At 37.7% G+C, this 15,848-nt stretch carries 8 protein-coding genes and 1 pseudogene; all 9 read right to left on the bottom strand.

Annotated elements, in window-relative coordinates; genetic code table 11:
• Window positions 1-10: 10 nt before the first annotated feature.
• The gene (locus VB694_RS09595; protein ID WP_323360088.1) at window positions 11-1,156 is read right to left on the bottom strand and encodes a SpoIID/LytB domain-containing protein; all 1,146 of its coding nucleotides are present in this window, start codon (window positions 1,154-1,156) and stop codon (window positions 11-13) included.
• Between the two features lie 93 nt (window positions 1,157-1,249).
• Window positions 1,250-3,463: a polysaccharide biosynthesis tyrosine autokinase gene (locus tag VB694_RS09590; protein ID WP_323360087.1), complete on the bottom strand. Its 2,214-nt coding sequence runs from the start codon at window positions 3,461-3,463 to the stop codon at window positions 1,250-1,252.
• Window positions 3,464-3,966: 503 nt separating this feature from the next.
• Window positions 3,967-4,770: an SDR family oxidoreductase gene (locus VB694_RS09585; RefSeq protein ID WP_323360086.1), complete on the bottom strand. Its 804-nt coding sequence runs from the start codon at window positions 4,768-4,770 to the stop codon at window positions 3,967-3,969.
• A 165-nt stretch (window positions 4,771-4,935) separates the two neighbouring features.
• A complete protein-coding gene (locus tag VB694_RS09580; protein ID WP_323360085.1) occupies window positions 4,936-6,453 on the bottom strand; it encodes a thioester reductase domain-containing protein in 1,518 nt (505 codons plus the stop codon).
• Between the two features lie 2 nt (window positions 6,454-6,455).
• Window positions 6,456-8,126: a PfaD family polyunsaturated fatty acid/polyketide biosynthesis protein gene (locus VB694_RS09575; RefSeq protein ID WP_323360084.1), complete on the bottom strand. Its 1,671-nt coding sequence runs from the start codon at window positions 8,124-8,126 to the stop codon at window positions 6,456-6,458.
• A 109-nt stretch (window positions 8,127-8,235) separates the two neighbouring features.
• The gene (locus VB694_RS09570) at window positions 8,236-11,547 is read right to left on the bottom strand and encodes a type I polyketide synthase (RefSeq protein ID WP_323360083.1); all 3,312 of its coding nucleotides are present in this window, start codon (window positions 11,545-11,547) and stop codon (window positions 8,236-8,238) included.
• The gene (locus VB694_RS09565) at window positions 11,544-12,905 is read right to left on the bottom strand and encodes a polyketide synthase (protein WP_323360082.1); all 1,362 of its coding nucleotides are present in this window, start codon (window positions 12,903-12,905) and stop codon (window positions 11,544-11,546) included. The genes VB694_RS09570 and VB694_RS09565 overlap by 4 nt, the downstream gene beginning before the upstream one ends.
• 177 nt (window positions 12,906-13,082) lie before the next feature.
• Window positions 13,083-14,813 (bottom strand): SDR family NAD(P)-dependent oxidoreductase, encoded by a 1,731-nt coding sequence (locus tag VB694_RS09560; RefSeq protein ID WP_323360081.1) that lies wholly within the window; start codon window positions 14,811-14,813, stop codon window positions 13,083-13,085.
• A gap of 119 nt (window positions 14,814-14,932) precedes the next feature.
• Window positions 14,933-15,848: pseudogene (locus VB694_RS09555) on the bottom strand (polyketide synthase); the annotation flags it as partial.

The raw sequence follows: 15,848 nt of genomic DNA, 5'->3' as shown, positions 1-15,848 counted from the left end.
AATCCCCAGTCTACTTAGCTTGAATAGGAGTTAAGGCTACACCTTTGTAATAATGTCCTAAAATTTGTAGGTGGTTTGCACCGCGTTGAGCTAAATTATATGCTCCCCATTGGCTCATACCTAAACCATGTCCAAAGCCTAATCCTTGGAGGACAAAGTTACCATTTGCGTCTTTATTGAGGGTGAAACGGGTACTTCTGAGCTTGAGTGCGGTACGGACTGCTTCACCTTTGAGGAGTTTAGTACCTTGATCACCAACAATTCTGAGGCTTTTAACGCTGCGGAAAGGTGACAGAGATTCGATCATGATATCTTTGATGTTGCCTATACCGGAAATTCTGCCGCTAATTTCCCCTGGGGAGAAAGTTCTTACCCAGTTGCATTCTTTGATGTTTTGATCAAAGTCTTGGACAGCGCGTAAATAAGGGAGGGCATTTCCCCAAACGTCTTCTACGTTTTCGGTGTGTCCACCAGAACAGGCATGAAAAACTGAGAGAATAATGCGGTTGTCGTAGGTGAGGACTTGACTGGCTGTGCTATCTACTGCGGCGTAGGTGTTACGAGATTCGCTGCTAACACCTTTGTAAATTTGCCAACGGTCGGGGGTATCTCCTAAGTCATAAACGGGGTTGTTACGCTGTTTTTCGCGCTCGTAGAGGGCATAGGTGCGGGCAGCGATCGCTTGGGCTTTTAAGGCTTCTTGCGGCCAGCTAGAGTTCATTTCTCCTCCCAGAACGCTGTAGAGATATTCTTCTAAATCTACCCAGTTGACTGCGGTTAAGCCTTTTTCGGTGGGGATAACTAGAGTTCTACCGCGAAACCAGCGATCGCCTATATAGACAAATCCCTTACCTGTGGGTTCAATCCAAAATAACCCTGATTGCCATTTATCCAAAGCAACACCTCCAGGAACTGCTTGAGCAGCATAAGCACTCATTCCTGGTAGTTGTCCAAGGGTACGGCCAGCACTATCTTTAACTATTGCTGTCGTGGAAGCACCAACTTTGACCTGATTTACTCCCCTTTCAATTGCTACGCGCAGAATTACAGATGCTTGAGCAGGAGCAACTAAAACAAACCATAAGAGGATACCTATCCACCAATGTCGTCCTTGAATCTGGGAAAATAAAGCGCCTAAATAAAGTTGGATGTTCATACTGATTTTTGAATCACAAGCCTCTACAAGTTTAAAAGATATTTTTCCTTGTGAGGAAGTTGCCACTTCTACTGATTATCAGTTTTTTCACTGTCACCTGTCACCTGTCACCTGTTCCCTGTTCCCTGAATTATTGACTTCATTGGCAACAATACCAATTAAATTCAACTGACTCAAGATTTCTGTTGTTTGCATGAGTTCGTGTGGGGTTAACTGGCCGATGCGTCCAACGATGATCACACCATTAGAAACAGAGGCGATTATTCTGGCATCAACACTATCTAAAACAGAAGAAGCATCTATTATTACTAGGTCATAGATTTTTTCAAAAGACTCAATTAATTCTTTCAGCCTTCCTGAACTCAGTAGATTGACTATATTATCTGCTTTTGGACCAGCAGTTAAAACATCAATTGATGGGTGAATAGGTTGAATATAATTATGAAATTGAGTTTTGATGTCATCCAGCAATAACAGAGACAAACCCCAATCATTGGAGATTTGCAGAATATTGTGTAATTGGGGCGATCGCAAATTAGCATCAATTACTAATACCCGTTGGTGCATATTAGCTGCACTAGCTCCCAACCCTAAAGCTAATGTTGTTTTTCCTTCTCCTGGTAGTGCGGAAGTCAAGGTTAAGGATTTAAAAGGCAAGGAGTTCTTAAAGATTTGCAGATTGTGGTAAATCATATCCAGGGTTTCATGGCTGGATAATTTAGGTTTCTTTGCGGTGATTGCAGATGAAGGTTTTTCCCGTTTATACCTTAATATTTTTTTCAGCCTGGTTTTAAAACTAGGTTTACCTAATTTTGGCACAGATCCTAATAACCGAATATTCGTCAGCTTCTGTAAATCCAAAGGCGAAAAAATAGCCTGATTAAACATTTCCCAAATCAAGGCTAAAATTATCCCTAAAATTGGTCCAATTACTACGCCACCAATAATCAATAACCATTTCTTGTTAGCGATATAAATCCCCAAATCTGGTTCTTCCAAAACTTGCCAATCAAATCCTCCCTGAGCAATTTTCATTCCCAATGACTGTTGTAATTGTACCAGTTGTTCAAGTGTTTGACGTTGGACTCTTACATCTGACAATAAGCGGTTATACTCTGCTATCAGGCTGGGATATGTATTTAGCTGTGAGCGGATTACTTGTTCAGATTTAGCTAATTTATTGTCCTTAGAAATGAGTGAAAGTCTTTGTCTATCTAATTGTTTTAAATCATTAGCTAACTGGGTATCAACTCCTGATGAATTTTCTATTTTGCTATTATTATTAATTGCTGAATTTTTCAATTCCTGTTGCAATAATTCTGTTTGAATTTGGCGTTTTTCCTTGAGTCTGACGATGATTGGAGAATTATCAGTGTAACGCAAACGCTCCTGAGCCAAATTAATTTCTGTGTTTCTAATTTCATTTACTAAAGCTTCATAGCTCTGGGAACGACTCAAAATATCAGCCAATTTTGCATTTTGCTTTGAAGATACTAATTTTTCCTGCAAACTATTGTAGCGAATCTGTATATCTTCAAGCTGGGAACGGTGAGTTTGTCGTTGTTTTTGAATATCAGTAAGAGATTCTAACAAGATTTTACTTTGTAATTGCGGATCAATTAAATTATGCTTCTTGCGAAAAATAGCTAATCTTTGTTCAGCCGCTAGTGACTCTTTTTGCAACTTGGGTAATCGATTATTAACAAAAGCTAAACCTTGATTAACACGTTGATTTTTTTGTTCAATATTGTAATCTTGATAAACTTTCTGAAGAGCTTGTAATACTCTTTGAGTTTTTGCTGGATTGGGATCTTTAAAAGAAACTACAAATACTTGATTATAAATCTGATTAGATTCTGCTATTTCTGCTGCTGGTTTTATTTGTAAATATCCTGGCTTGCCAGTTTTAACTTTACCCTTGATATCTTCTATAGTGAGATTGGGATAATCAGCAACTAGTAAATCAACAGCTTTTTGGACTAGCTTAGAACTCATCATTAATTGCATCTGGCTGGTATATTTGACAGATGAAATATTAGAGGTATTTAATGTATTTTTCGCATCAGTTGGGATATTATTTGAGTCAGATTCTTGTTCCAAATCATCACTAATCATGATTTGCATAGAACTCTGGTACATGGGTTTTGTGATTACAGCTAAAAGACTTGTAACTGAAATCACTGCACAGGAAACCCCTAAAATTAAAAAGCGGCGATAAAACAGAATTGTAGATATTGTTCTAATATCAAATACGCTTTTTTTAGAGGTGTTAACCAGTTGTTGACGATTAATACCAGTTGTAGCCACTATAAAAATCCTCTACTATCAAAACAATATATCTGAAAGATAATGACGGCAAAAATTAGGAGACAATTTATACTCAACTTTTATCTCTTCAATTACCAATACTTATTCTTGCCAGGATGATATAACTACTTGATAGAACGTATCTTTAAGTAGCTATTCCATAATTAATTCATCCAGATATATGCCCGGTCAGCACTATGATAGTAAATTTTCATATAAATTTTTTAAATATTTAATGAAGGATAAAAAGGGAATATATTAAGATTGACATAAAAATCCGGTTTTTCCCTGTTAAAAGTCTATAGAAGTAATTAGAGTGAGGTGATTGTAAAAATACTGGATACTGAATAATCTCAAGCAATTAAGCTTTCTGCTGCTTTTTTTATTCTCTTTAATTTTATTCAGTATCAAGAAATACAAAAAATCAGCAAGCAAATTCGGGAAGCTCTACCGTTAATTTGGCACTAATTAATTTTAATAAACTGCTAAAAACTCCTAAATTGTTATTTATTTTCTTGCATACTTCTCACAACCTTTGTCACCAAATTTCTAGGGAAAAATCTGACACTTTTCGCAAAAATTTTATTTAAAAGTCCGGGAATAACAATTGTTTTTCCTCGCATTAAAGCATCATAGCCAATGAGGGCTACAGTTTCAGCATCCATCATTTTTTGACCCTTTACTAGTTTAGAATCTGCCATTCCTGTACGTTCATGAAACTCAGAAACTGTTGAACCTGGACAAAGAACTGTTACCGTCACACCTGTACCTTCTAACTCATTAGCAATAGCTTCAGAAAAGGATAAAACATAAGCTTTGGTTGCAAAATAAACTGCCATTAAAGGACCTGGCTGAAAAGCCGCAGCGGAAGCAACATTGAGTATTTTTCCCTTACCTCGCTTGACCATATCCTTGAGAAATAATTTAGTTAAATGGGTCAGACAAACCAAGTTTACCTGCAACATTTCCAGTTCACTTTTCAGACTAGTTTCATTAAATAAACCATAAGTACCAAATCCGGCATTATTTACAAGTATATCAACGTGAATACCAGTTTCTTGCAATTCTGTAAAAATCTCTTCAGGAGATGTGGATATAGATAAATCTTTGACAATAGTCTTAACAAGAATATGGAATTTTTCTTTCAAATTATCAGCAACTTCTAGAAGTTTAAATTCATTCCTATCTACCAAGACAAGATTATAATTCTCAGAAGCAAATATGTAGGCTAATTGGTAGCCAATTCCACTAGCAGAACCAGTAATAAGAGCAGTTTTTTCAGACTGTTCTTGTGCTTTTAGTTTCATGTCAAAAATTTGGTGAAATTCACCAGAAGTAATATCAATTGAATGTTTCTGAGTCCAGAGTTATGAAGCAAGAAAAAATAAGTTGGCAAGAAATAAATTAATATTCTTACCACTTACTTATTAGTTTAAATCAACCACTCTTTACCCGCATCGACATCACTATAGTTAGGCAAGACTGAGGAAACCAGTCTGCATTAAATAGGAGGTGTAAGTTATCAATAATTGCGAATCAATGGGAGGACAAACTATGGAACTTCCTTGCAAAGCTTCTAAAGTTTCTGCACAGCTAATGATTGGTCTTCTCGCTTGCAAATACAAGTCAGGAATAGTGATTTGTTCATCAGACCAACGCTCTAATAAAAATGGTCGCAGAGTGTATAAAGGATTCTCTTGAGAATTGACATTATTGATTAACTCTGATTGCCATTGTTCGTAGGGAATCATCTCCAGTGCAAAGCCAAAAGTGCGTATCCATTCCACTAAAGACTTTAAAGAAGCTGGTTGAGGATGTTGTAAATGGAAAGCTTTGCCAATTGATTTTTCCTGACGAGATAGATAAACAACAGCTTTGCTCACATAGTCTACAGGAGACATATCCAACATATAATCTACATCAGGAAAATATCCCATTTGTAGACAGCCTTTAATCATCAAATTGATGAAATCATGGGTATTACAAATCCCAGTTTTGCTATCTCCAGAAATCAAAGGTGGTCTGTAAATAGTAACAGGTAATCCTCTGTCACTGGCAATTTTAACTAACTTTTCTGCTACCCATTTAGTTTGAGAATAACCAAGGAAAATACCTTGCCAATCATGAAAATCATCCTGTTCTTTGACAACTTTACCAGCATAAGCAGTTGATTCAAAAACAGCGACACTAGAAACATAATGTAAAGGTTTAACTTTGGTTTGACAAGCTAAACGTAAAACTTCTTGAGTTCCTAAAACATTAGCTGCTTTTAATGCTGAATAAGGATAAACATAATTCAGCAAAGCAGCACTATGATAGATGACATCAATATTAGCAGCTAGATGTTGAAATTGTTCTGCACCAATACCCAAAAGTGGCTGTGCTAAATCACCAACAATAGGAATAAGTCGAGAACTATATTTATCATCCCAAATTGCATACTGTTGGAGATTTTTTTCTAATTTGCTCTTACCTTCAGTAACATCAGCAGCACGCACTAAACAATAGATAGTTGCTTGTGTTTCTGCTAGGAGTTCCTTAATTATAAAAGCACCTAAATAACCTGTCCCCCCAGTTAAAAAGACGTTTTTAGGGTTGCTGATAGATGCAGATAAAACACCAACTGGTTGAATAGTGGGGTCAAGTACAGCTTCCGCACCTAAATCTAAGAAAGGAGGAGCAATATTAACAGTAGAAACTGTGCCACTTACTCCATCTTGTACCTGAGATTTTCCTGGTACTTCTTCAGATAAACGTTGAGAAAGTGCGGCAATAGTTGGATAATGCCAAAGTAAAACAGGAGATGGTTTAAAACCTAGTAATTGCTCCAATTTACTGATAATAATCATAGCTTGGGCTGAATCCAAACCATAATTTTCTAAATGTTCTTGCACATCAATTTCTGCTGGTGTTGTTCCTAGAAGTTCAGCCAGATTAGAAACCATGCAAGCTTGAATATCTTCAGCAGTATAAGTAGGTTTTAAATTCATTTTTACATCTCCAAAGTAGAACGAAGTGGGCGATAATGACTGTAGAAATTAGGGATTTGCAAACCTTGAATTTTCAGGTTTTGAATCCGGTATAAGAATGCTGTTCCCAAAATGATTTGATGAGCAACATCAACAACATGACGATTTTGAGGTTCTGCTAAATAAGAACCACGCACCCAGTCATTGAAACCACCCATAGCCGGACCGCACCAAATTTGGTAATCGACTTCTCGACCTTTTTCACCACTGCTAGACCAACGGGAAGATAAGCCTAAATACCAACGGAAAATTAAAGCCATTTTTAATTTAGGATTATTAACCGCTTTACCTAATTTTTCAGGATTTTTCTGAGATAAATAAGCGGCTGTTCCTTCCCAAACTTCAGCGATAGTTTTACGGAAGATTTGTTTTTCTAACTTCTCTCTTTCCGCTAAAGGAATATCTTCAATTGAGTCATAATTGCGGTATAAATCATATAGCTTTTGCGCCCGCATGGGAAACATTGTTCCCCGTTTTAAGACTTGTAATTTAACTCCCATTTCAAACATATCAGCAGCAGGAGCCATCATCATATCCGCCATTTCTGCTTGTGCTAATAATTTTTTAGTATATTCACAAGCTCCCGATTCAATGCAGGATTGATTAATTGAACCGGTGACTACATAAGCAGCACCCATCATAAAAGCAGCTAAGGCGGATTCTGGTGTCCCAATTCCTCCTGCTACTCCCACTCTAATGGGTTTTTCGTAATTATATTGTGCTTGAATCTCATCCCGCAAAGTAATAATTGAAGGGAGTAAACAAACCAAAGGACGATTATCTGTATGACCGCCAGAATCAGCTTCTACGGTAATATCATCAGCCATTGGTACTTTGCTGGCTAGACTTGCTTGTAATTCGGTAATTAGCCCTTGTTCAAGTAATTCTTTGAGAATTCTTGCAGGTGCTGGGTGCAAAAATTTACTCGCAACTTCCCGACGAGAAATTTTAGCAATGACTTTATTTTTGATTTCAATTTGATGATTAGCATTTAAACTTAGTCCAGCAACTCGATAATAAACGATGTTAGGAGTTAAGTCTAAAAATGCCGATGCTTCTACTGTTCGTACTTGATATTTGAGATATAAGTCTACAGCGCGGCGTTCTATTGCTAGTTCGTTAGGGCTGTGAATTAAATTAAATGCGTAAGGTCCTTGAGGTAAGGCTTCTTGAATGCGATTGATGGCTGTTTCTATTCGTTCTGGAGTTAAACCACCTGCACCAAAAGAACCTAAGAGTTTCTCTTTTCCTAGTGCAATTACCATTTCTTCGGAAGCAATACCACCAGCCATTGCACCAGTCATATAGGCACATTTGACACCATGAACTTTGAGAAAGTTAGGGTCGCCAAATTGTTGTAGTCGCAAAGGTGGAAGCGCTATTAACAGTTCTGCTTGTGCTGATGAAACGTTATCAGATGATGCTAAATAACCATCATTTGTCACGCCTATGTTACCTGCAACTTTAACTATGTAACAGGGTTTATCTAATGTGAGTAATTTATCTTTGATGACGTTTTGTTCAAAGGCTATGCAATCTAATGAACCTCTCCAAGTTTGGGTTTGGGGGTTGGAGAATGTGGAAAATGTCAGACCGTTATTGTGTTTATTTAGTACCGTATTAAATGTTGTCACGGTAGGTTTTTCCTCAAGTTGTAAGCAATGGATGTGGGAGGAAGATTTAGCTCACGCAGAGACGCAGAGAAGGAGGTTTGATATTTCTACGTCTCGGTGTGATATTTTATTATTTATCTTCGCTAATGAGGTTTTGAGCGCAAGCTAATTGGAGTTGAATTATTTGGCTCATTTGTTGGCTAAAGTCTTGTCTAGCTTGTAGAAAGCTGGTATGGGCTTTTGTTAATTTTGAGTTGTTGCTACTCAGTTTTTGATACTGAGATATTTTTAAATCATTCATCTGGATTCTGTTAGTGGTTTTTTGGGGTGTTGGGTTTTCAGTGATGCTTAACTCAGAAAAGTTTAATTCTTCTTTCAGATTTAAACGGTTATCCATGATAGTTTTCATGGTTGTTTTTTCTGGTTGGGGGTAAATTTCATGGGGGGGAATTTTGATTTGTGGCTTGAGGGAGTTGATGATTTTATACTCTGGGTAATTAGTAATTGTTTGTGGTTGTTTTTGAGAAGTATCTTTTTGGAAAAGCTGCCGGTTTTCTGCACTCAAAATTGTCGCAGTCATGGATTTTCCGCCTAGTGTTACTTTTCTCAGGGCTGCTTTATTTTGTTTTGTTGTTGCTAAGGATAGGTTATAAAGTGGAGATAAGTTCACATTTACTCCATGACTAAGCAATTTCGCTAGTGCTTTAACTAGTGAAGTATGGTCATCAATTCCACGTCGATTTAGGGATACAGTAATGTGTTCTTGATTGCTGAGATTTTTATCTATCCAGCGTGAACAAATACCACCAGCACCTGCTTCAATAAAGATTTTTGCCCCGTCAGCATAAACGCGATTAACTAAGCGAGGAAAGTCGAGTTGGTGACATAATCCTTTAGCAATGTTGTGAGCAATTTGTTCACTATTAAGTAAAGTTGGTTGATATTCCGCAGCAGAATAAAAAGTAATACCAGGAATTTTTTGCGCTGGTAAAGTGTATAGTTTTTCCAGTTCTTGAGATTCTGATTCCATTGCTGGACAATGAATTACATGATCAAAAGGAGCAGGAAAAGCATTACAGCCAAGGGTTTTAATGACTCGCTCACAAGCTGCTGTTTCACCAGCAATTAATACTTCTTCGGCTGTATTAATCTGTGTTAAATAAACATGATTTTCATTTTTTAAACATTCTCTAACCTGGTCTGGACTGGCCATGAGAACGTAATTACTCCAGAAATTATTGTCTGAATTTACATCAGTTTTTGGTAGTTTCCAATATTCACGTACAGCATTTTTGGGACCAGATAATCTATCTCCAAATAAAGCTGATGAATTAAAGGTGTTACTTACTTCATAAAAATTGCTCCAAACTCCTTGAGCAACCATCATGCTAGTTTCACCTAAACTATATCCAAAAATATATTTGGGTTTGATTTGAAAATCATCGGTGATAATTGTGGAGATGAGTCTAGTAAAAAGCACTTCTGCTTCAAACATGGCCAGGGAATCATCGAACAATTTCTTTTCCAGAGTTTCTAGTTGTCGAGTTGATAATTTACTCAAACTTCTGGGAAATACTAGTTTTTCTACATCCGCAGCGCGTTCGTAAAGACTTTTGACAATGACATCATCGAAGGCTTTAGGAAATAAACGGAAGAGACTACGACCGATACCTAGATAAGAGTTAACAGCAGCAGGATAAATAAAGGCAATTTCTCCATCTTTACCCAGTGGTTTAGGTGTAAAATAACTACCTATGGGAGTCTGCCAATCTTTACCATTGGCAAAGGCATTAGTTACACCTTTTTTTGCTGAATTAATTTCTTTGAGTAATTCTTTTTGGTTGCGTCCAGTGAGAGAGAGTGTATATTTTGCCTGAGAATGCTGTTGAAATTTGACAAATGTTTGACTAGCAATGTCTTTTATATCATCAGCATTTTCAATTGTTTGTTGCAAATTATCCAGGGCTGCAAATAAGTTAGACTGGTCATCAGCCGCAATGGGTAACAAATGAAAAGGTCTTGATTCTAAATATCTACTACTGCGTTCTATTTGTTGGGTTTCTTCTGATAAGATAACATGGGCAAAAGAACCATCACAGCCGATACTATTAATAGCGGAAGTTCTACATTTGACATCTCTTTGTGAGAACCAAGGTCTAGATTCAGTCACAACGTAGAAAGGGCTACCTTCCCATACTTGCGGTGTTTTCACACCAGACCATTGGGGAGTTCCGGGAATATATCTGTGATAAAGACTTAGTGCTGTTTTAATTAAACTAGCTATTCCTGAAGCGACAAAAGTATGACCAATATTGGCTTTGACGCTACCGATTGCACAGTGTAAACCATCACCAACGGGGGGATAAGCTTGGAGGATACCGTTAATTTCGGCTTCATCTTCTGCGGGAATTCCACTACCGCAGACTTCTAAATAATTGACTTCTGTGGGTTGAATTCCTGCTTGTTGAAAAGCTTGTTGACATACTTGGTTGATAGTATTAGCATCTATAGCCATTGAGGGAGATTGACCGATACTAATACCATCAATTACTGCATAGATGCGGTGATTATTTTGTAGTGCTGTATCATATCTTTTCAGAACTACTGCACCTGCACCTTCTCCTACTAACCAACCGTCGGCTTTTTGGTCAAAGCTTAACGTATTTATCCCTGTATTTATTTGGCCAAATTGACTGCGGAGTAAGACGTTTTCTACACCACCTGCTAAGTCAACTGCACCCACAACTACTGCTTCCACCTCCCCGGTAGCTAGTAGCATTTCTGCTAATTCTAAAGCTTTAAAAGTTGCAGTTTCTACGGCGCTAACAGTGAATGAAGGTCCAGAAAAATTCCATAATGAAGAAATACGACTGGCCATAATGTTAGCAACATAGCTGATATATTCACCAATATCAACTTGGTGGTGAATACTATCTTTAACTATGGCTTCCAGTTGGGCGATTTTTTCTGGTGATAAGGCAATTTCTGCGGCGTTTAAACCGTCTTTAAGTTGCCAAGATGAATTCCAACGTTGTTGTAGCTGGTGTACAGATAATTCTGTATCTGCGGCGATAATTACAGCTACATTACTGTGAGGTTGAATGTTACCATCTTTGAGGGCGCGATCGCAAACTTTCAATAATAAAGTTTGTTGTGGGTTGAGTTTTTCAACTTCGTTAGGAGGGATTTTGTAAGCTAATGTGTCAACTTCAAAATCTGTGATATAAGCCCCATCTGGTGCTGTTCCTGCTTCTAAACCATACTCTTTCAGTAATTTTTCTTGTTCATTAATACCATGCCATCTTTTTTCTGGCAGGGGCTGAAAATGCTGTTTTCCGTCGTAAATACTACTCTCAAAAGCATCCAATCCGTCACAATCACCAAAAAAAGCATCCATGCCCACAATTGCCATTTTTGCGGTCTTATTTTCTTGGATATTCATTTGCTAACTTCCCCTTGTTCCAAAATTAAATGAGAGTTTGTTCCACCAAATCCAAATGCACTTAAAGCTACGTGCTTAGTTTCTTTAATCGGCCAAGGTATGGGAGTTCTGACAATGTTTTGAGGCGAAACAACATTATTTTCAGAACCCATAGGTTGACTGATATTAATAGTTGCTGGAATAACATTATTTGACATACTTAAAATTGTCTTTGTTATCCCCACCATGCCAGCAGCAACGAGTAAATGACCGACATTTGTTTTAGCTGAACCCACCAAAGGCGTTGCTTGATTTTCACCAAAAAAGCCTTGGACAGAGTTAGATTCGGTGGTATCTCCTAAGAGAGTGCCGGTAGCGTGACACTCTAAATAATCAACTGTTTTAGGGTGAAGTTTAGCCTCAGTATAAGCTCTTTGATAGGCGGTAATTTGCCCTTGAGCATTAGGACTGAGGAGATGTTTACCTTTGCCATCATTAGATAAACCATTACCGCAGACTGTTGCTAAAATTTTGTCTCCATCTCTAACAGCATCACTGTATCTCTTGAGCATTACCATCCCAATTCCTTCGGAGGTAATTAAGCCCCGTGATGTTTTATCAAGAGGACGACTAACGCCATTTTCTGGATATCCTTGAATACCCGAAAATAGCATTCTTAAAAACAACGGGTCTGACGCACTAATAGCACCAGCTAACATCAAATCTGCTTTACCAGATTGCAAATAATGGGATGCTAATTTAATGGCATAAAATGATGATGAACAGGCAGCATCTATACAGCAATGAGTTCCAGAAAGCGCAAAGGCATGGGAAATTATGGCAGATGGTAAACCGGAAACCATCGCATTATATGGTGATGCTTTGGCTGCGGTTAATAAACCACCTAAACGAAAGTCTTTTTCCTGTAAAAGTTCACCAATAGCAGGTTCAATTGTTTGCTGATAAATTGGGGCAAACAATTGATTAGATGCTTTGGTTGGTAAAGCCAGAGTTCCTAAAATTACGCCACATTTTGAGAGTGCAGATTCATTTCCCCAATAGCCACTGTTAACAATTGCTTGTTTAGCTGCATACAGTGACCATTTAAATGTATTGTCCAGACTTTGTACAAATTCCGCAGGTAAATTGTACTCACTAGGATTAAAATCAAAGTTACGGATAAATCCACCTTTAAGAAAGTAGAATTTTTCCGGTGTACCTTTATTTGAATCGTAGAATATGCTAGGATCTAAACCTAAGTCGTTGACGCTGATATCAGAGGTTGAGTCTTTTTCTTCGCTGAGATTCTGCCAAAACTGTTCAGGATTGTTTGCGTCTGGGAAGAGGCATGATAATCCAATGATGGCTATTTTTTCCACTGTTGAAATCCTCGTTGGGGCATAAGACGTGAAGGAAATTTTTATTTCCTCAGTTTTAGGATTTACGCTATTCCCCCAATCGTGGTTATTCAGTTATCAGTTGTCAGTGAAAAAAGGCAAGAGGGAAAAGGTAAAAGTTGATTAATTTTCTCCAATCACCAATCCCCAGTCCCCTGTTTACTTCTTACTTAACATTTTCATCGGCCAAATGACTGCTTTTGCGCCTAAGATACGTGAGTATATTTTTCCTTCTCGATTGTGAATAATGAAATTGACGGTTGCACCAGTATCTGTTTTAGCTTGAACTTCACAGGAAACATAAAATGGTATGTTGAATGGTACAGCTAAATATTGTTCACAGTATGTTAATTGTCCTGGTAAACAAACCTCTTGATAAAAATGATTTAACCATAACCATAGGGTTTGGGTACTCACATCAATTATGTAAGGATTGTGCCATTTAACAGGAAACTGTCCTTGTTGTTGGGCTGAAATTTCTTGCCAACAACATTCGGCTGTAAGTTTTTCGGGGCTAATGTTTAAAATTCTGGTGATTTCTTGAAAAGCAGGTCCATGAAATAAGGACAAATCGCCATTTTGATAAAATCCTTTACCTGTGGTAGTGACAATATTATCTTCTCTGAAATCCATTGATTCATAAATGGGAGCTTCTGGCATATTTCTGACCAGTTTAATCAGAGAACTGAAGTGATAATGAGTTCTACCTTCTGGAGTTTTACTCAAAATTTTGGTCTGAAATTCTACAAAATCACCATCTTTTTTGGCAACTTCCTGTATTTCTAGAATATGCTCATGAGCTAGACTTGAATTAAAGGTAATTCCCTTTAAAACTTTGAAGTCTTGACAACTGAAATATCTATAACCAGGATAAATTTCTTCGCAACCATTCACCATCCATGATTTAGCACAGGTAGCTGGTAATACGGGTGAACCTGCAATTGTATGGTCATGCAAAAATGGATTTTCGGCTAATGTCATCCGTCGTCGAATACGATAGCTGCGAAGTTCTGAATCTAAAGGCATTGCTGGCAGTTTCATGGGACTACCAATCACCACTTGGGAATGATTTTGATAAGCGGGATGCAGTTCATTAACTAACATTTGCGTGCCAATATCTACAGGAATAATATCAATTCCTCTTTCGGCAAATGCTTTTTTTAATTGAGGTGTCACCATGCCACTATCCCAACCACCCCAGTTAATTGCAACTACATGAGAGTTTGGATAATCTTTCTTAAATTGGTGGGCTGATTTGTTGAGAATTTCGTTAGCTATGGCATAATCACTTTGACCAATATTCCCATAAAAACCAGTCACTGAAGAAAACAAAACTAAATGCTGTAAATCTTGAGGATTAACACAATGCAGTAAATTTTGTAATCCTTGCACTTTGGCCGTATAAACCTTTTCAAAATCTTCAGATGTTTTCTTTTCAATTAACTTATCAGCTAAATTACCAGCACCGTGAATAATGCCTGTAATTTGACCAAACTTTTGCGCTACAGCATGAAGTTTTTCTGTTAATGCTACTGTATCAGTCACATCAACGCTGATATATTCAGCCTTTCCTCCCGCTGCGGCAATTGCTGCTAAAGTCTTCTTAATTTCCCGACTGGAATTAATCTCATTAAATATCTTTTGTACCATCATGGGTGTTGGCTTCTCACCTTGAGAAATCAAATTTTCCATGATGCGTTTTTTCAAAGCTCCATCTTCCAAACAATCACGAGCATATTCTGGCTCTGTAGTGATTTCTGAACGTCCTAAAAGAATAAACTTACAAGATTTTTGCTGTGCTAACTTAATGGTACATTGAGCAGTGATTCCCTTTGCTCCACCACTGACAACAAAAACAGATGATGGATTAACTTGAAGTGTTGCTGTCATGATTTCACTTGATAATTGATTCTGCGTTGATGAATAAATTTATGAATTTTTTACGCAAAGACGCAAAGAGGAAAAAGATTGTTTTTGAGCAGGGGCAATTCATGAATTGCCCCTACAGGTTATTCGGCTTCAGCTATGAGTGTGACTCGTCCTTTAGAACTATAACCAACTTCACCAATATATCGGTTGGAATCGTGCAATTCTGCTACGATATATTCTGCTGATTGGTGTGGGTCTAAGTTGGGACTTAAATCAATTGCTCTCAAGAAAACTTTTGGCCATTCCCATCTCAAACTTTTGGTTAATCCAAATAATCCTGCGCCGATAATTCCGAAGTTTTCTGTGTGGTTTAAACCAAATGCACCGTCGAGATGGACAACTGTACAGAAGCTGACTCTTCCTTCTAAATCAGCGGCTGTGTTGAGCGATTGTTTGAGATGTTTCGCCATCAAAAATACTTGTTTGACAATCGCTTTTTCTGTTTCTAGATAGGAGGCGGTGAATTGTGGATGTAGGTGAATGAATGCCCCAATCTTTCCATGTTGAGTAGTTATACTCTGTAATAGTAGTTGCAGATGTTGTTCACTCATATTTACCAAGGTAATGCGGTTAACACCTGCTGGTAATGGCAATTGTTCTGCAACTAGTGATTGAGGGAAACTTAAAACTACTACTTTCCAACCTTGTTCGATGAGTGCATGAGCTAGTTTGCTGGTGGTGAGAGAACCATCATCAGTGATTAAAGCAATGTGTCCTTCTGGTAGTTTGCATTCCCAAAAATCTGGTTTTGGTAAGCTTTTTAGTTTTGCAGGACGACGAGGAAGATTGGGGTCTACTATTGGCGGTGGAGTTAAATCCACCACCATATTTGAAATATTAGAAATCGGTTTTATCTGCTCAGAATCAAGCTTTTTTTTTTCACCTCCCGCCAGTTTCTGGAGGTAGTTAACAATTTGTCCAATTGTTCGCAGGTCGCCTAATTCTTCTATATTTGGTTTGGGTAAATCGGGGTATGCTTCTTGCATCGCTCCTAAT

Origin of the sequence: Anabaena sp. UHCC 0451, from assembly GCF_034931405.1 — a bacterium.
Classification (GTDB): domain Bacteria; phylum Cyanobacteriota; class Cyanobacteriia; order Cyanobacteriales; family Nostocaceae; genus RDYJ01.
The sequence above is the reverse complement of the archived record's forward strand: the minus strand, read 5'-3'. Positions and strand labels throughout refer to the sequence as shown.